This window comes from Leisingera sp. M523, from assembly GCF_025141335.1.
Taxonomy (GTDB): domain Bacteria; phylum Pseudomonadota; class Alphaproteobacteria; order Rhodobacterales; family Rhodobacteraceae; genus Leisingera.
In genome coordinates, this window is sequence record NZ_CP081036.1 from 3697754 (window position 1) to 3713558 (window position 15805).

General features: G+C 58.3%; 17 protein-coding genes. 8 read left to right on the forward strand and 9 right to left on the reverse strand.

The window, feature by feature from the left end:
• Positions 1 to 6 precede the first annotated feature (6 nt).
• From flgG to K3557_RS18400, 4 genes are read left to right on the forward strand one after another with little or no spacing between them, the layout of a single operon-like run.
• Positions 7 to 792, forward strand: a complete 786-nt coding sequence (gene flgG / locus K3557_RS18385; RefSeq protein WP_259988827.1) for a flagellar basal-body rod protein FlgG — start codon at positions 7 to 9, stop codon at positions 790 to 792.
• A complete protein-coding gene (flgA, locus tag K3557_RS18390; protein WP_129372534.1) occupies positions 792 to 1214 on the forward strand; it encodes a flagellar basal body P-ring formation chaperone FlgA in 423 nt (140 codons plus the stop codon). The genes flgG and flgA overlap by 1 nt, the downstream gene beginning before the upstream one ends.
• Positions 1214 to 1954 carry a flagellar basal body L-ring protein FlgH gene (gene flgH / locus K3557_RS18395; protein WP_259995585.1) on the forward strand — a complete coding sequence of 247 codons (741 nt, stop codon included), beginning with the start codon at positions 1214 to 1216 and terminating at the stop codon, positions 1952 to 1954. Before flgA ends, flgH begins: the two co-directional genes overlap by 1 nt.
• Positions 1955 to 1962: 8 nt before the next feature.
• Positions 1963 to 2460 carry a flagellar basal body-associated FliL family protein gene (locus tag K3557_RS18400; protein ID WP_259995589.1) on the forward strand — a complete coding sequence of 166 codons (498 nt, stop codon included), beginning with the start codon at positions 1963 to 1965 and terminating at the stop codon, positions 2458 to 2460.
• Positions 2461 to 2542: 82 nt separating this feature from the next.
• Here K3557_RS18400 and K3557_RS18405 read toward each other — a convergent pair whose 3' ends face one another.
• From K3557_RS18405 to fliL, 9 genes are all read right to left on the reverse strand, one after another.
• A complete protein-coding gene (locus tag K3557_RS18405; protein WP_259995591.1) occupies positions 2543 to 2941 on the reverse strand; it encodes a hypothetical protein in 399 nt (132 codons plus the stop codon).
• Positions 2938 to 4026, reverse strand: coding sequence for a flagellar type III secretion system protein FlhB (flhB, locus tag K3557_RS18410; RefSeq protein WP_259995593.1), 1089 nt, complete (start codon positions 4024 to 4026; stop codon positions 2938 to 2940). The genes K3557_RS18405 and flhB overlap by 4 nt, the downstream gene beginning before the upstream one ends.
• Positions 4023 to 4802 carry a flagellar biosynthetic protein FliR gene (locus K3557_RS18415; protein WP_259995602.1) on the reverse strand — a complete coding sequence of 260 codons (780 nt, stop codon included), beginning with the start codon at positions 4800 to 4802 and terminating at the stop codon, positions 4023 to 4025. The genes flhB and K3557_RS18415 overlap by 4 nt, the downstream gene beginning before the upstream one ends.
• Complete coding sequence (gene flhA, locus K3557_RS18420; protein ID WP_409201223.1) at positions 4799 to 6832, reverse strand: flagellar biosynthesis protein FlhA; 2034 nt, start codon at positions 6830 to 6832, stop codon at positions 4799 to 4801. The genes K3557_RS18415 and flhA overlap by 4 nt, the downstream gene beginning before the upstream one ends.
• Positions 6833 to 7345: 513 nt before the next feature.
• Complete coding sequence (locus tag K3557_RS18425) at positions 7346 to 9781, reverse strand: hypothetical protein (RefSeq protein ID WP_259995604.1); 2436 nt, start codon at positions 9779 to 9781, stop codon at positions 7346 to 7348.
• Positions 9778 to 10647 (reverse strand): flagellar motor stator protein MotA, encoded by an 870-nt coding sequence (motA, locus tag K3557_RS18430; protein ID WP_027257081.1) that lies wholly within the window; start codon positions 10645 to 10647, stop codon positions 9778 to 9780. Before motA ends, K3557_RS18425 begins: the two co-directional genes overlap by 4 nt.
• Before the next feature lie 78 nt (positions 10648 to 10725).
• Positions 10726 to 11340, reverse strand: coding sequence for a MotE family protein (locus K3557_RS18435; RefSeq protein WP_129372541.1), 615 nt, complete (start codon positions 11338 to 11340; stop codon positions 10726 to 10728).
• Positions 11340 to 11786 carry a hypothetical protein gene (locus tag K3557_RS18440; protein ID WP_259995613.1) on the reverse strand — a complete coding sequence of 149 codons (447 nt, stop codon included), beginning with the start codon at positions 11784 to 11786 and terminating at the stop codon, positions 11340 to 11342. The genes K3557_RS18435 and K3557_RS18440 overlap by 1 nt, the downstream gene beginning before the upstream one ends.
• 9 nt (positions 11787 to 11795) lie before the next feature.
• The gene (gene fliL / locus K3557_RS18445) at positions 11796 to 12320 is read right to left on the reverse strand and encodes a flagellar basal body-associated protein FliL (protein ID WP_259995615.1); all 525 of its coding nucleotides are present in this window, start codon (positions 12318 to 12320) and stop codon (positions 11796 to 11798) included.
• A gap of 119 nt (positions 12321 to 12439) precedes the next feature.
• Here fliL and fliF point away from each other — a divergent pair, with 119 nt between their 5' ends.
• The 4 genes from fliF to fliP are packed head-to-tail and all read left to right on the forward strand — an operon-like array spanning position 12440 to position 15741.
• Positions 12440 to 14113 carry a flagellar basal-body MS-ring/collar protein FliF gene (gene fliF / locus K3557_RS18450; RefSeq protein ID WP_259995617.1) on the forward strand — a complete coding sequence of 558 codons (1674 nt, stop codon included), beginning with the start codon at positions 12440 to 12442 and terminating at the stop codon, positions 14111 to 14113.
• Entirely contained in the window at positions 14113 to 14712 is a 600-nt protein-coding gene (locus K3557_RS18455; protein ID WP_259995619.1) for an ABC transporter ATP-binding protein, read from the forward strand. Before fliF ends, K3557_RS18455 begins: the two co-directional genes overlap by 1 nt.
• A complete protein-coding gene (locus K3557_RS18460; RefSeq protein ID WP_027257075.1) occupies positions 14705 to 15001 on the forward strand; it encodes a FliM/FliN family flagellar motor C-terminal domain-containing protein in 297 nt (98 codons plus the stop codon). Before K3557_RS18455 ends, K3557_RS18460 begins: the two co-directional genes overlap by 8 nt.
• Positions 14998 to 15741, forward strand: coding sequence for a flagellar type III secretion system pore protein FliP (gene fliP / locus K3557_RS18465; RefSeq protein ID WP_409201192.1), 744 nt, complete (start codon positions 14998 to 15000; stop codon positions 15739 to 15741). The genes K3557_RS18460 and fliP overlap by 4 nt, the downstream gene beginning before the upstream one ends.
• Positions 15742 to 15805: the final 64 nt, after the last annotated feature.

A 15805-nucleotide genomic window follows, 5' to 3' on the forward strand; every position in this document is an offset into this window, starting at 1 on the left:
ATCCAGATGCGTGCCTTGAAAATCGCAGCGACCGGCATGAGCGCTCAGCAATTGCGGGTGGAGACTATCTCCAACAACCTCGCCAATATGAACACCACAGCCTACAACGCCCGGCGCGCCGAGTTTGCCGATCTGCACTATCAGCAGATCTCGCGGGCCGGTAGTGTCAACGCATCGGATGGCACGGTGCTGCCGACCGGTGTGCAGGTTGGCCTGGGTGTGCGCCCCGCCGCCGTCTCGGTGCATTTGTCGCAAGGCGCGCTGCAGCAGACCAACAATGATCTGGATCTCGCCATCGACGGCAAGGGCTACCTTGAGGTCACACTGCCCTCCGGCCAGTCCGCCTATACCCGCGACGGCGCTTTGAAACGCTCAGCCGAGGGGCTGATCGTGACGTCGGACGGTTTTGCAGTTTCTCCCGAAGTCACCATTCCTGATGATGCTGTCAGTATCTCGATAAACGCTGAGGGCGAAGTCTACGGGTACTTTGATGAAACCTCTGCAGGCCAGCTGTTGGGCCAGTTTACTCTGGCGGGTTTCACCAACCCCAAAGGGCTTGAGGCGATCGGCAGCAACCTGTTCACCGAAACAGAAGCCTCTGGTGCTGCCACTGTGTCTACGGCCGGCGAAGACGGGCTTGGCACCCTGCGCCAGGGATATCTGGAGGCCAGTTCCGTGGATGCGGTGCGCGAAGTCACCGAGCTGATCGAAGCCCAGCGGGGCTATGAAATGAATGCCAAGGTCATCTCGGCTGTCGACCAGATGATGGGTGCAACAACACAGGTGCGCTGATGAAACTTGCTCTTGCCTGTCTGACCGCCGCGGCGCTTTGCGCGCCGCCCGCCTGGGCGGAATATCTGATCCCGCTGCGCACGATACGCGCAAAGGCGATCGTCAATGCCGAGGACCTGGCCCTGAAAAAAGGCGAGATCCTTGGTGCACTGTCGGACCCGGCTGCGGTTGTCGGTCAGGAGGCGCGCGTCGCCTTGTACGCAGGTCGGCCGTTGCGGGCTGGCGACATCGGCCCGCCGGCCATCATCGAACGCAATGACCTGGTCACTTTGACCTTCCGCCAGGGTGTCCTGACCATAGCGGCCGAAGGCCGCGCCTTGGGACGCGGCGCTGCTGGTGAGGCCGTCCGGGTCATGAATCTTAATTCCCGCACCACCGTAACCGGGCGGATCGCGGCAGACGGTTCCGTTGAGGTAAACTGATGAAAAAGAAACTTTCTCCCGTCAAACCGCTGCTGTTCGGGCTCGCCCTGCTGGGTGCCTGCGGCCGGATGGATCATATGGGTAAACCGCCCTCTTTCACCCCGTCCAATGAAAGCTCTGAACATGTTGCGATGCTGTACCAGGGATTGCCTGCACAGACACAGAACCGGCGCACCGTTGATGGTGCATCCCTGTGGAGCGGTTCCCAGCAATCGCTGCTAGGCGACCGCCGCGCGATCAAGCGCGGCGATATTCTGACAGTGGTGATCGAGATCGATGAAGAGGCCGAAATTTCCAACGACACCCAGCGCTCACGCTCGGGGGCTGAAAGCCTGAACATGCCGCATCTCCTTGGCCTGCCGCAGCGTCTTGACAGGAAGCTGCCGGAAGGTGCCACCTCCGCCGACGCCGTGGAACTGGGCAGTTCCAGTTCTTCCGGCGGCAAAGGATCCGTCAAGCGCAGCGAAAAGCTGGAATTGCGAGTTGCGGCGACTGTTGTCGACGTTCTGCCCAACGGCGTGCTGGCGATCAGCGGCACCCAGGAACTGCGGGTGAATTTCGAGCTGCGCGAACTTTTGGTGACCGGCTATGTCCGGCCGCAAGACATCAGCCGCCAGAACGAGATCACCTATGACAAGATCGCTTCGGCCCGTGTGTCCTATGGCGGCCGTGGCCAAATCACTGACGTTCAGCAGCCGCGCTACGGCCAGCAGCTGCTCGACGCCATTCTGCCGTTCTGAGGATTGCCATGCTGTCTAAACTCCTTCCAGTCATCCTGCTGATCATCGGGACCGGAGGCGGCATTGGCGCCGGCATCATGCTGGCGCCTCCGCCTGAAGAAAATCAAGCCGCTGCCGGCGGCGAGGTCGCCCCAGCCCCGAAAGAGGCCGCAGAGGAAACCGAAGAAGAAAGCGAAGAAAACCAGCGCGAATACATCAAAGTCGGCGACCAGTTTGTAGTGCCGATTGTGGAGCGCGACCAGATGACATCCCTGGTGGTGATCTCGCTCAGCCTTGAGGTAAAGAAAGGTATTGCCGAAAAGGTGCATTCCTACGCGCCCAAATTGCGGGATGTTTTCCTGCAAGTTCTCTTCGACCACGCCAATATGGGCGGTTTCCGCGGAGCGTTTACCCGCTCAGATGTCTTGGAGCCCCTGCGCACAGCGCTGCGCGAGGCGGCACAGAAACATATCGGCAAAGGCGTCTATGACGTTTTGATCATGGAAATATCGCGGCAGGACGTCTGATCGGCGAGCAGCAGATCTAATATAGAAAAGGCCGGTCCCGCAAAGGACCGGCCTTTTTGCTCAGGCAATACTCAAGGTATTTTCAGCTGTCCAACAGCCGGTCCATGAAGGTTTTTGCCTGTTCCGCCTTGTGCCGCTTGCGTTCGGAGGCCGCCATGGTTTCCACCGCGTGTTTGCGTCCAAAGGCTTTGCGCAGCTGATCCATCATCCGCAGCTTTTGTGCCGTGGCCTGCGCCAGTTCCAGGTTCAATTGGCGCCGGGTGCGGGTATGCCAGCCTTGCCACAACAGATCTGCCCCCAAAGCCTTCATTGTGTGATCGCTGTCTGCCTGTTCCCGGACTGTCTGCACCTGGCTGTTCAGTTTGGCCAACTGGCCGCGAAGCTGCGCTTCCCGGGCCAGAGCCGGCTGTATTTTCGCATGTTCCTGCATATACTGCGCCGCAGTCACTGCCGCCATCTGATCCAGCATCTTCTGCTTCATGTGATCTTTCCTTTAGCACGCTTGCGCATCTCTTCGGCAAACCGGATGGCCGCCGCCACCGGTGCGTAATGCTCTTCCAGAATTTCGCCGCCGATCTCAATCGTGGCATGCAATGCCCGCGCCGTCGGCGGATCACTGTGAATCGGAACGCCGTTTTCATTGGCAACACGCCGGATCGCCGCGGCCACTTCATCAACCCCCTTGGCAACGCAGACCGGCGCGGAACCCTTTTCGCGGCTCCATTGCAGCGCCACCGCATAGTGAGTCGGGTTGACAACCACCACGTCGGCTTTGGGCACATCGGCCATCATTTGCCCCATCGCAATCTGCTGGCCGCGCTGACGGCGCTGGCCTTTCATATGGGGATCGCCTTCGGATTCCTTCATTTCGTCCTGGATCTCCTTCCGGGACATCATGTTCTTGCGATGGTGTTCCGCATGTTGAAAGGCCGCATCCACAATACCGATCGATAACGCGATGAGCAGCGCCAAAAACAAAAACTCCATCGCCAGCTGCGCCAGCATCAAGACAACTGACTGCGGGCCAGTGCCTGACGAAGCGATCATGTCCGGAAGCCGGTAAGACAGGTAGACGCCCAGACAGATCGAATAGAGCACCAGCTTCACAAAACTTTTGAAAAACTCGAACAGCCCGGATCTGCCAAATTTATTCTTGGCTCCCGAGATGAGAGAAATACGAGACAGCTTCGGCTCCAGCTTACTGGGCGCAAAAACCAGCGCACGCTGTCCGACAATCGACAGCAGAACCAATGCAAAGGGAACCAGAAACCATGGCAGAGCAGGGCGCACGGTACTTCCGATGAAGCCCCCCACAGGTGCCGCAGCCGGCCCTTCAAAGAACAGCGGGGCCAGCTTGTCCGGCTGGTCCAGGAAGGCCATCAGAGCGGTGCCTATCCCCTCAACGCTGCTGCTGCCGGCAGTGTAGACTGCGATGATCAGACCCAGATAGGCTGCGGCGACGGACAGATCCGTAGATTTGGCAACTTCGCCTTTCTCCCGGGCCTTGCGGAGTTTCTGTTCCGTCGGCTCGAATGATTTGTCTGAATCGTCGTCCTGACCGCTCATGGCATGCCGCCTCCAGGATTCGACATAAAGGTCATCAGAGCCCTGGACCAAACATCCAGGATCATCGGACTGCCGACCATCAGGATAAACAGACCGCCGAAGGTAATCGCCGGCGCGCCGACCATGGCCACCATCAGCTGCGGCATAGCCCGGTTAATCACGCCCAGCGCCAAGTTGTAGATCACCGCTGTAATGACAAAAGGCGCCGCCAGTGTGAACGCCAGCGAAAAGCTTTGCGAAACCCGGTACACACCCCATTCCGCCAACCCGGAAGCCGCAGGAAACTGACCAGCAGGAAACAGCTGGTAAGAGCCAATAAGCAATTCCGCCGCCCGGATATGCAGACCCATCATGACAGCAAGGGTCACACCGGAAATCATCAGAACGGCACCCAGAGCCGGCATCGGCTCTGCTCCGATGCCGCCCAGAACCTGTGACAACGACGTGCTTTGCGCCGCCATTGTGCCGGCCGTCTGCAACGCCAATACAAAGATCCGGACACCAATGCCCAGAGCCAGGCCGATGATCGCTTCGGCAACAGCAATCCGGGCAAATTCTATGGCACCATCCGGCTCAGGGAGGGCCGGAAGTGCAGGCGCAACCACAAAAGTAAAGGCCGCAGCAACTGCAAGTTTGACCCGGGTGGGAACATACAGCTCACCCACCGCAGGCAGGACCGATACCATGGCCGACACCCGCAGAAATACGAGTGCAGCATGCCAGAACCCTGCCCCCAGCAGCGCTATAAGCTCTGGCGGCAGAAAGCTCAGGTTCATGCTTGCACCATTCCAACCAGGGCAGGCCGCGCCTCAAGGCCGATTTCTTCGAACGATAGAACCGGGTTGCTGATACCCCGCGACTTCAAAATGGTCTTCAGGTAACGGCGGCGGCGGGTCGAGGTCACAACAGCCGCAAACACACCTTGGTCGGTGATTGCCGACAGCTTCTCGGTCAGCCCGTCCGCAAGCATATTGAACAAGTCGGGCGGCAAGGCAATGTCCAACCCGGCACCCTGCGCATCCACTTGATAGGTAGAAAATTTGTCTTCCCATTCCGGCGCCAGCTGGATCAACGGAATGGTCCCGTCCTCGCGTTTCATCTCGGCCACCAGCTGGAAGCCCAGCCGCTGGCGCACATGTTCACAGATCAGCTCGGGCTGGGTTGTGTGCTGCCGGGCTTCGGCAATCGATTCCAAGATCAGCGGCATATTGCGGATGGAAACCCGCTCCTCCAGCAGCAGACGCAACACCGAGTGAAGCGTATCCATCGGAACCTTGTCCGGCACCAGCGCATCCAGCAGCTTGCGGTTCGCTTCGGACCGGAAGTTATCGGAAAGCTGTGTCATCTCATCCAACAGGCGGCGCAACGATTTGAGAGTCAGCAAGCGGGAGAAATTCTGTTTGATGATCTCCAGCAGATGGGTCGCCAGGATTTCCGGCGGTGTGACTACGGTAGCCCCGGCCAGGGCGGCCTGTTCCTGCGACTTGGCAGAAATCCAGCGGGCCGGCGCGCCGTAGACCGGCTCAGTCACATCAGTGCCGGGTGGCAGCGCGTCATGATTGTCCGGCATCAAGGCCAGAACCATGTCGGGATGCAAAGTGCCGCGCACCTGCTCAACCCCCTGCACTTTGACCACATAGGTGCCTCTTTCCAGCTCATGCTGATCAGTCAGCCGGATTTCCGGCAGGATCAGACCAAAGGTGGTGGCAATATGGGACCGCATGTTGGCTATGCGGGCATCAAGCCCGGTGCCGGCATCAAGAACCATGCTGACCAGATCGGGGGAAAACTCCAGATGCAGATCATCCAGATCCAGAATATCACCAAGCGGCCGGGTTGCCGTAGGGTCTGCAGCTTCTTCGATTTTTTCCTCGATCTCCGCCTCTGCTTCGTCCTGCTTCTTCTTTGCCATTCGGAAAGCTGCGTAGCCCAGCACACTGCCACCGGTCACGAAGGGCAGAAATGGCAGACCGGGAACCAATGCAAACAGGATCATCAGCACAGAAACAGTTGTCAGCGCGGCGGGATGGCGGCCGAATTGCTCGAACAGGGCGGTATCTGTGGCGCCGGTGGTGCCGCCGCGGGCCAGCAGCAGAGCTGCCGCAATGGAAATGATCACAGATGGGATCTGCGACACCAGACCATCGCCCACGGTCAGGATAGCATAGGTTTCAAACGCGCTGCCAACAGGCATGCCATGGACCAGAACGCCCATGATCAGCCCCATGACCAAGTTCAGCAAGGTGATCAAAAGCCCGGCAATGGCGTCGCCTTTGACAAATTTCGACGCACCGTCGAGTGAGCCAAAGAATGTGGTTTCCTGCTGATCCCGCTCACGGCGCTCCTTGGCGGTCTGGTGGTCGATGGCGCCCGCTGACATGTCGGCGTCGATCGCCAGCTGTTTGCCTGGCATACCATCCAGTGCAAAACGGGCACCCACTTCGGCCATCCTGGCAGCGCCCTTGGTGATCACCATGAAATTGACGATCAACAGCACCCCGAACACCACAAGACCCAGGAATACGCTGCCCCCCATCACAAACTGGGCAAAACCTTCGATCACATTGCCGGCCGCGTCGGTGCCGGAATGCCCCTGGCCGATGATCAGTTTGGTGGAGGATATGTTCAGTGACAGCCGAAGCATCAGCGAGGCCAGAAGGATCGTCGGGAATGAGGAAAAATCCAGCGGCCGTTCTATAAACAGAGTGATGGTGAAGATCAGAATGGCGAGCCCAAAGGAGGCCGCCAGGCCAACATCCAGCACCCAGGCCGGCATCGGCAGGATCATCATCACAATGATCGCCATCAACGCCAGCGCCAGCAGGACGGTCGGACTGAATAGTTGTTCAGTGGTAAGCTTAGGCACAGGTCAGGCCCCGCAAATTGCTAGATTCAAGCTGATGGAATGCCTGGATTGGTGCCCAAGGATCCAATCTGAAGCGCATGTCCGTTTTCCGGGGCTTTGTCAGCACCTGCGGTTGCCGCGCAAACAGCCGTCTGCCACCCAACCGGTGCCGACGATCAGACTTTGCGATACCGGTTGCCGGCAATCGGTGCCTGTCAGTCTTAATCAAGTGAGATTTCAGAACGGAACTCATTACTGAGCGCGTCCAGAATTCTGCGCCTATTGCGCGCAGAAACAGCCCTTTCAGGCAAAGTACTAAATAGTTTTCCGGCATTCTGCCCGTCCAAATCAGGATTCACCCGATCATCACGTTACCGGCAGCCCGTTGACAAAGTGTTATCAGCACAAACAAAGGCCGCCCTTGATCCGGGCGGCCTTTGTTTGGGTGAACATTCTGTCAGATCACTGAAAATTCTAAGGACTCTCCAAGTCTGTGCCAACTTTGTTCAACAGATCAGCAATGCCGCCACGTGTGCCCGCACTGCTTTCAACCAAGGCCCGTGCGTGAGCCAGCGGAGACAAGCCCTCTGGATCTTGCGCAGTTTCGCCAATTTGCGTGGTGACAGAGGCAACGGCACCGAATTGCGCGTCATCTCCAGTCTCCATCGCTTCGATGGCGCTCAGGTTTTCGGAATGCCAAAACCCGCGGGCGGCTGCGTTGGCCTCATCTTCAGCAAGAAGATACTCTCCGGCCCGGTCATATTCGCCATTGCGCCACAAGGCTGCCGCACGCATTTTGTTGGCTTCGGAACTTTCCAGCCCCATCAGCTCGACAAGGGCCTGATGCGGCTTGTCCAACTCCAACGCGGCCTCGGCCATCATCAGGCGGCGGGCTTCGTTTTCCGGCTCCAGCGCAAGCTTGGTAAGCAGGCCCTGTGCTTGTTCGGCAAATCCAAGGTCCAGCAGCCTGCGGGCGACGGCCGGAGCTACCGATGCAGCTTCAGTCGCGCTGGCCTGGCCGGAGAAAACCAGTGAGTACTGCAAAAAAGTCACGTCATCTGCACGTTCTGCCAACAGCAGCATCAACGGCTCCAGCGCCGCTGACCGGGCATTCGGGCCGTCCTGCTCAGACAGGTTGTTCAGTTCTTGAAATGCATCCTGAAACTGCCCCATCAAGGCAAGAGAAGCGACCTGCGCCTGACGCAACTCGGCTCCGAGCTCTGTTTCGCGGTTTTCAAGTTCATAAGAGGCAATCAAATCCGGCACGTCAGGAGACAGCGCCTTGCGCTCCTTGACGCTGAGAGCAACCAGATCGATCAGTGCTGCCGGTGCATTTCCGTTCCGTTCTGCAACCTCGCTGGTCAGTTCTTCCGCCACCTTTTCGGTATCGCCTGCCAATTCGGCAATCGCCGCCTCAGCAAGATTGATTTCCGGAACGTCCTCAACCCCGGTCCGGTCAACCGCTCTCAGCACTGCCTCGGCGATATGGTTATCTCCGGCTTCGGCAAACATCTTGCTGATCCGAGGTCCCAGGTGCACCCGCAGATGAGTCGGCATTTTGGAAAACGCTTGCTGAATGGCGTCGGTGTTGGCGCTCTTCTTGACCAGACCATCCGCCAAAGCGCCCCACAGGGCACTGTCGCCTTCGCAGCCTTGCTGACCTGAGAACGGGTGATTAACCGGCAAAACAGCTCCATCCATCAGCATCGCCATTGCATCAAGAAAGGCTATATCCGGCGCATCTTGATTTTCTGGAGGGAGAATAGTCAGAATGGAGCGAGCTTCGGCGCCAAAGCCGAAATAGAGATACATCCGTGCGAGCGCAAATACACTCGCTGGATTCACATCATCAAATTCCCGGACCAATGCGCTGCGCACCGGTGCCAGCTGATCCGCAAACGGGCTTTCATTGCCCCAGGAATGGATGGCAACATCACGGTTTTGCAAACAATGCTCTGCTTCTCCGCTGCCACCAGTCAGGGCAGCCTTCAGCCCGGTTTCACGATCGATAGCAGAGGTCACGGAAATGTGATCCAAAGGGTTCAACGGCCTGTCTGTACGTCCCAGAGGATCCAATACAGCGGCGCTATCGGCACCAGGAAGCCCATTTGCTGCAACACTCAGAAGTCCTTGATTTGCAGCCCGTCCGATCTGTTGCAGCAACCGTTGCTCGGAATCTTGGACCGCTGCCGCGCGCTCAGTTTCTTCCAGGTTGAGCAGCACTCTGGTCTCAGGGAGCCCGGAAGCCGCATTGGCTTCGGCGGTTTCTGTCTGAACCGGAAAGCTGTTGCCATCCAACGGCAAAACTACTTCTACAGCTTCTTCTTGCTGTTTGGTTGCACTCAGGTCCGGAGCTTCTTCAGCGTCCTGCGGCCGGACTGTTTGCGCCGGATCCGCTCGCCCCGCAACAGCCGCTGCCAATTCCAGGGCCATCCGCGCGTCAGCTGCGGCCGATTGAGAGAAACTGAACCTGTAACCGCTCTGTGTGGCCTGCGGAGTGAGTGGCAGAATACTGCTGGTAGCAGAATACTGCCGCTGTGTTTCCGGTTTACCGCCATCACGTATATCAAGCACCAAGTAGCCATTCTTCTGAACATAAGACGTGACCGTGCAGTCACAGCCTAGCTGCAATCGAAGCGGCTGACCTGGCCCGTTCTGCACAAGTGATTGCAGGCGGGTGCGAGGGATCAGGTTGAAGACACGTGAAGTATCGAAAACTGCCTGTGGCGCGTCAATGTTCACTGTCGCCGTCGTGCCGCTTTGAGCCAGCGACCAATCCGCGCCATCCGGCAGGCGCATCACCAGGCGGGTAAAGCCGTTGTGCTCTCCTGACCGGGTCACAATTGTCTGCGCCTGGACAGCTCCTGCCGTCAGAAGCGCGGCTGCAGTGGCAAGTGCTCGCCAAATCATGCTGCGTCCTGTTTCACCGATTTGAGGGCTTCTTCAAGTTCAGCAAAGCCGGGACGGAAATGCGAAGGTGTGTTCTGGCGCCCGACTTCGATGCAGATTGCCGCTGCATGGTTGTGCAGATTGGCCACCAGAACCTCACGGATAAGCTGATAAAAATGCGCGTCTTCCTCGGTTACCGCTTTTACCTTGGTCGCAAAGGGACCCACGAGGCCATAAGCCAGGAACACGCCAAGAAAGGTACCAACCAGAGCGCCGCCGATCAGTTTACCCAGAACTTCCGGAGGCTGATCGATAGAGCCCATAGTTTTGATGATACCAAGCACCGCCGCAACAATTCCCAGCGCCGGCAGCCCGTCTGCCAGGGTTTGCAAAGCGTGGCTGGAGTGCATTGCATGGTGCAGGTTGGCCTCCATGCGCTTTTCCAGCACTTCTTCCACCTGATGCGGATCGTCATAGTTCATCGAGGCCGACCGCATGGTGTCGCAAATCAGGTTCACCGTTTCCTTGTCTGCCAGAATCTTGGGGTATTTATTGAAGACAGAGGAGTTTTCGGGGTCTTCAATGTGTTGCTCCACTTCAACCGGATTCGCCCGCGCGATCCGGATCAGGGCAAACAGAAGGCACAGCAGGTCGCGGTAGTCGTCCGGCTTCCACTTAGGGCCCTTAAAGACCTTGCCGACGTCCTTCAACGTATGCTTGATGCCGCCCATGTCGTTGCCGATCAGAAAAGCACCGGCTCCGGCACCACCGATCATCATCAACTCAAAGGGCATGGCCTTAATAATGATCGCCATCTTGCCGCCGGCCAGGAGATAGCCGCCGAACACCATGACAAAGATCACCACTATGCCTACAATCCCGATCATGGGTTCACTCCGAATTCCATTGGTTTTTATTAGCTTAGGCGAGTCTTCCTAAGGAAAGACTAAGCGGCGGCGACCGAATTATTCCTTCGGCACTGCTCCGTTGCGGCCAGCCAGAACAACGCTGATAGTATAGGCGGCTTCCGGGCTCAGCCCTGCCATGATTCCCGCGGCAGCCTCGGGCTGCATCCGGGCGAGGAAACCAGCCGCAAAGGCAGGATCCATTTCCTCGAACAAAGCCGCAGCTTCCTTGGGTTTCATCTGTTCATAGACCGACGTCAGGCGCGTCACATCCGCTTCGGTCGCACCATCCGCCAACGCGAGGGTTGCCCGTAAATTCTCTTCGGCCTGTTCCAGCGAAGCCAGTTTCTTGTCGATTGCCTGATCGGCAATTTCCAGGGCTTTCATCCGGTCCTGAATTTCCGCTTCGCGGGCGGCCAGAGCCTGTTCCCGCTCCTTGAAGGCTGCCAGCATTGTTTGCAGCTCTGCAGAAGTGGGCATCGATTCGCGCTGCGGCTCCCCCTTGTGAGGCTGCGCGTCGCCGCCGGGTTCCTGCAGGCTGGCCACTTCACGGGCAATTGCAGGCCCCGCCTCAAGAGCCAGCCGGACCGCGGCGGATCCCATCAGCAGCACCGCCAGCATCATCAAGGTGCCGCTGCGCCGGAACCGCCTGGTTTTCTTTGCTGCCTTTGCCATCACGCCACCCGGTTCTGGCTGCGGTTATGCCGGACAAACATCAAGCCGGAAGGCTTTGCCTCGTCCTGTTCTTCACCAGACGGCTGCGAATCGGCCTCGTATGCGGCAGCCATCGCGTCGTCCTCGGCCGGAGGTTTGCCTGCCGGAGCCGCAGATCCGGCCTCGGGGATGTCATGCATGGATGCCATCATCAGTTCCAGCCGCTGAGCCACTGTTTCGGCCCGGCCCGTCAGTTGCTGCAGCGCCTTGCTGGAGCCGTCGGACACCTGTTGCGCCGATTGCAGCGACTTGTTCAGATCATCGACCTGGGCAGACAGGACGGCAACTGCACCGCCCACGCCCTTTTCCAAATCATTGAACCGCTTCAGCCTGCGCGACAGCACCAGACAATAGAATCCGGCACCCAGCGCACCGGCCGCAAGCAGGATATCAGCAATAATTTCCATCCTGTCCTCCTAATTCAGTACGAAATCCATAATCAGCAGATCACGCACCCGGCCCTGGCCGGTTGCAATATTGATCCGCCGCAGCATCTGCGCCCTCAGTTTCGGCAGCGCCATCGGATCAGTCAGATCCTCTAGCTCCAGTGCTCTCAGGTAGCTGTTCAGGACATCGATAACCCGCGGGAGGATTTTCTCGACCTCGGCCTGATGAGCCAGATCGACCTCAAGTTGCGCGCGGAACCGCAAATGCTTGATACCGCTGGCTTTACGCAGGGTAATCACAATCGGGTCCATTTCGATAAAAGCAAGATTGGCGATATCCTCCGCCGTCTCACCACTGTCCACGCCTTCTGGCGCCTCTCCGGCCGCATGCGCCGGTTCTGGCGCTGCTTTCTGACCAAAGGGAAGAAGGCCTGACTGTACGGCAAAGAATCCGCCGCCGCCGCCAGCCAATGCCAGCACCACCCCGATAATCAGGGGCAGTTTGCTTTTCTTGGCCGGGGCTTCTGCTTCCGTATCTACTGCAGCATCTGTCATGGCTATCCCTAAAACGTCGTGCAGCATCTTCATAACCTGCGAGGAACTAACCGAATGTTAAGGCCGATCCGTCAAAAGGGTTGCACGCCGGAGAGAACGCCGGTGCGACGGAGGTTAATGTGCAGCAGATCAAGAATGTCTGGGCTGAAATGGACATGCGAAAGCGTCTGATAGCCGTGGGTGCCACGGTAATCATGATTCTCAGCGTGATCGCGATGTCCCATGTGGCAAGCAAGCCAACAATGACACTGCTCTATGCCGGGCTGGAAAGCGGCTCGGCAGGAGATGTGGTGCGGGCGCTTGAACAGCGCGGTGCCCAATATGAAGTGCGTGGCAGCTCAATCTACGTGCCGTCAACGCAGCGTGACGAATTCCGGATGACACTGGCCAGCGAAGGCCTGCCCGCCAATGGCGGCAAAGGGTACGAGCTGCTCGATTCGCTCAGTGGCTTTGGCACCACCTCGCAGATGTTTGACGCCGCTTATTGGCGCGCAAAGGAAGGCGAGCTGGCCCGCACTATTGTTGGCAGCCCGCATGTAAGCCAGGCACGGGTGCATATCGCAAATGCCGGCTCGAACCCCTTTCAACGCACCGTAGAACCCACCGCGTCGGTTTCAGTCGTGCCGATGGGATCCCCAGTAACACCTGCACAAGCTAACGCGATCCGCTTCCTCATTTCGTCTGCGGTGAGCGGCCTTGCCGTTGAAAACGTTGCAGTGATTGATGCCAACGGCGCGTTGATCGGGTCTTCGGATGCCACTGCAGCCGCCGGTGCCGGAACCGATGACCGGTCCCAGACGCTGCGCGAACGCGTCATGCGATTGGTTGAGGCACGCGTCGGCCAGGGAAATGCGGTGGTCGAAGTGAGTGTCGCGACTGTTACCGACACCGAATCAATCCGGGAAAAGCGGGTAGACCCGAAAAGCCGTGTCGCCGTCAGCACTGACGTCGAGGAACGCGCCGACTCCTCTACCAACCAATCCGGAGAGGTCACGGTTGCCTCCAACATTCCCGACGGTGACGCGGCCTCTGGCCAGGGGTCAAAAGCCAATACCAGCGCCACCCGGGAGCGAATCAACTATGAAATTTCGGAAACCGAGAAAGAGATCCTCCGTGGTCCTGGGGCCATCAAACGCCTGACTGTTGCAGTGCTGGTCAATGGCTCTGCAGTGACAAACGACGCAGGTGAAACTGTCTTCCAGCCCCGGCCGGAAGACGAATTGGCCGCCTTGCGGGAGTTGATTTCCGCCGCTGTCGGTTTTGACGCAGACCGCGGGGATGTGATTACGCTCAAGTCCATGGAATTGCCGACAGTGGAACCGCAGGGTTCCGTGGCCACCGCAGGGTTCATGGACAACCTATACTTTGATGCAATGTCGCTGATCCAGCTTGCGGCTCTGGCCCTGGTCAGCCTGATCCTTGGACTGTTCGTTGTACGCCCGATCCTGTCGAATCAGGCAGCTCCGGTGGCGGCGCTGTCTGGTCCGGATGGTGGCGGGCTGCCCGGGCTGCCAGGTGTTGGCGGCGACGGGTTCATGACTGCCTCGGATCTTGGTTCGGGACTCGCACTTGAGGGTGAAATTGAAAACAACGAAACCGGACAGTTCGAACCATTGGGCGACCTGCCGGCGATGGGTACTGGCGGTGACATGATGGGAGCGGCCGGCTTCCCGGCACTGGGCGGCAGCATGGATGACCCGGTCGACCGTCTGCGCAACTTGATTGGCGAGCGGCAGGAAGAAACCGTCCAGATCCTGCGCGGCTGGCTGGAAGAAAACAAGGAGCAAGCCTAATGACGATTGCACATTTGCTCGAAGACTTCGCAATGAACACCTCGGCAGAGCCTGCGCTGCCCGCAGTTTCCGAGGAACTCATAGAAGAGCAGCGGCTGGCTTCCTTTGAGAACGGCTACAGCGCCGGGTGGGATGATGCCGTAACGGCCAAAGACCAGGAAAGCAGCCGGATTTCGGCCGAGCTGGCCAATTCTCTGGAAGACCTCAGCTTCACTTATCACGAAGCCCAAAGTCAGCTGCTCGATTCGCTGGACCCGATGTTCAAAGTGCTGACCAGTGCAGTGCTGCCAGATGCCATGGCTGCCTCTTTCGGGCATCATATCGTCGATCAGCTTGCTGATATGGCAAAAGGCCAGACCGACCAGCCGATGCAAATCGTGGTCGCTCCCGGGGAGGCGGCACCAGTGCGCAGCCTGTTGCCGGACAATTTCTCCGTTCCGGTCACAGTGCAGGAAGACAGTGTGCTGTCTCCTGGCCAAGCCTATCTGCGCATTGGCAGCACCGAATGCGAAATCAATTGCGACGCCCTTCTAGAATCGATCCAGGACTCGATAGAGGCCTTCACTTATCACGCGAAAGAGGACAGCCAGTATGGATGATGCTGCCGACCTGAATATGAAATCCGCTGATGCAAACAATCCCTTTGTTTCGGTTCCCGTCGAAGTGGTTGTCTCGGTCGGCAAAGCCCGGCCGCTGATCCGTGACCTGGTCAGCCTTGGCGAAAATGCGATTCTCACTTTGGATAAACGGGTTGAAGACCCCGTGGATCTTTACGTCGGCGACCGGCTGGTCGCCCGTGGCCAGCTCGAAGAGCTGGAGGGAGATCAGGCTGGCCAGCTGGCCGTGCGCCTGACAGAAATTGCTGATCTTCAAAGCGGTTTGGGATGACACACAAGACTTTTGTGCGGGCGGTCCTGGCAGCAGCAATCCTGCTGGCCATGCCGCACACCGCCCTGGCTCAAGAACTGAGCCTTTCGCTGGCAGACGGCGAATCAATCTCGGCCCGCTCGATCCAGCTGATCCTGCTGATTACTGTGCTCAGCCTGGCTCCGGGCCTGCTGATCATGATCACCTGTTTTCCATTCCTAGTGACAGTCCTATCGATTCTGCGCCAAGGCATCGGGCTGCAGCAAGCACCGCCCAACATGCTGATCATCAGTCTGGCGCTGTTTCTGACCTATTTTGTGATGGAACCCGTCTTTACCGAGGCCTGGACCACTGGCATCAATCCGCTGCTGGAAGAAAGGCTGGAACCGGGCGTGGCCATCACCCGCAGCTTGGAGCCCTTCCGTGCCTTCATGGCGAACCGGCTGGATCCGGACACATTTTATGCAATTGCGGATCTCAGACCGGAAACCCAGGGCATGGATCCCGTGCCCGAAGCTCCGTTATCGGCGCTGGTCCCTAGCTTCCTGCTGTCGGAAATTTCGCGCGCTTTTCAAATCGGGTTTCTCGTCTTCCTGCCTTTCCTGGTCATTGATCTTGTTGTTGCTGCAGTCCTGATGTCCATGGGGATGATGATGGTGCCGCCTGCTATCGTGTCCCTGCCCTTCAAACTGGCATTTTTTGTAGTTGCAGATGGCTGGAGCCTGATCGCCACCGCTTTGGTACGCAGCTACTACCCCTGAACCCTGCCAATGGTCTGGATAAGGTATGGGTTGTGAACTACCCACGGCAATCAAACGCGATCAA

What these genes read in the sequence shown, in the direction of transcription:
- flgG (WP_259988827.1), top strand. Translation starts at nt 7, where the DNA reads ATGCGTGCCTTGAAAATCGCAGCGACCGGCATGAGCGCTCAGCAATTG.
- flgA (WP_129372534.1), top strand. Translation starts at nt 792, where the DNA reads ATGAAACTTGCTCTTGCCTGTCTGACCGCCGCGGCGCTTTGCGCGCCG.
- flgH (WP_259995585.1), top strand. Translation starts at nt 1,214, where the DNA reads ATGAAAAAGAAACTTTCTCCCGTCAAACCGCTGCTGTTCGGGCTCGCC.
- K3557_RS18400 (WP_259995589.1), top strand. Translation starts at nt 1,963, where the DNA reads ATGCTGTCTAAACTCCTTCCAGTCATCCTGCTGATCATCGGGACCGGA.
- K3557_RS18405 (WP_259995591.1), bottom strand. Translation starts at nt 2,941, where the DNA reads ATGAAGCAGAAGATGCTGGATCAGATGGCGGCAGTGACTGCGGCGCAG.
- flhB (WP_259995593.1), bottom strand. Translation starts at nt 4,026, where the DNA reads ATGAGCGGTCAGGACGACGATTCAGACAAATCATTCGAGCCGACGGAA.
- K3557_RS18415 (WP_259995602.1), bottom strand. Translation starts at nt 4,802, where the DNA reads ATGAACCTGAGCTTTCTGCCGCCAGAGCTTATAGCGCTGCTGGGGGCA.
- flhA (WP_409201223.1), bottom strand. Translation starts at nt 6,832, where the DNA reads ATGGCGATCATTGTGATGATGATCCTGCCGATGCCGGCCTGGGTGCTG.
- K3557_RS18425 (WP_259995604.1), bottom strand. Translation starts at nt 9,781, where the DNA reads ATGATTTGGCGAGCACTTGCCACTGCAGCCGCGCTTCTGACGGCAGGA.
- motA (WP_027257081.1), bottom strand. Translation starts at nt 10,647, where the DNA reads ATGATCGGGATTGTAGGCATAGTGGTGATCTTTGTCATGGTGTTCGGC.
- K3557_RS18435 (WP_129372541.1), bottom strand. Translation starts at nt 11,340, where the DNA reads ATGGCAAAGGCAGCAAAGAAAACCAGGCGGTTCCGGCGCAGCGGCACC.
- K3557_RS18440 (WP_259995613.1), bottom strand. Translation starts at nt 11,786, where the DNA reads ATGGAAATTATTGCTGATATCCTGCTTGCGGCCGGTGCGCTGGGTGCC.
- fliL (WP_259995615.1), bottom strand. Translation starts at nt 12,320, where the DNA reads ATGACAGATGCTGCAGTAGATACGGAAGCAGAAGCCCCGGCCAAGAAA.
- K3557_RS18455 (WP_259995619.1), top strand. Translation starts at nt 14,113, where the DNA reads ATGACGATTGCACATTTGCTCGAAGACTTCGCAATGAACACCTCGGCA.
- K3557_RS18460 (WP_027257075.1), top strand. Translation starts at nt 14,705, where the DNA reads ATGGATGATGCTGCCGACCTGAATATGAAATCCGCTGATGCAAACAAT.
- fliP (WP_409201192.1), top strand. Translation starts at nt 14,998, where the DNA reads ATGACACACAAGACTTTTGTGCGGGCGGTCCTGGCAGCAGCAATCCTG.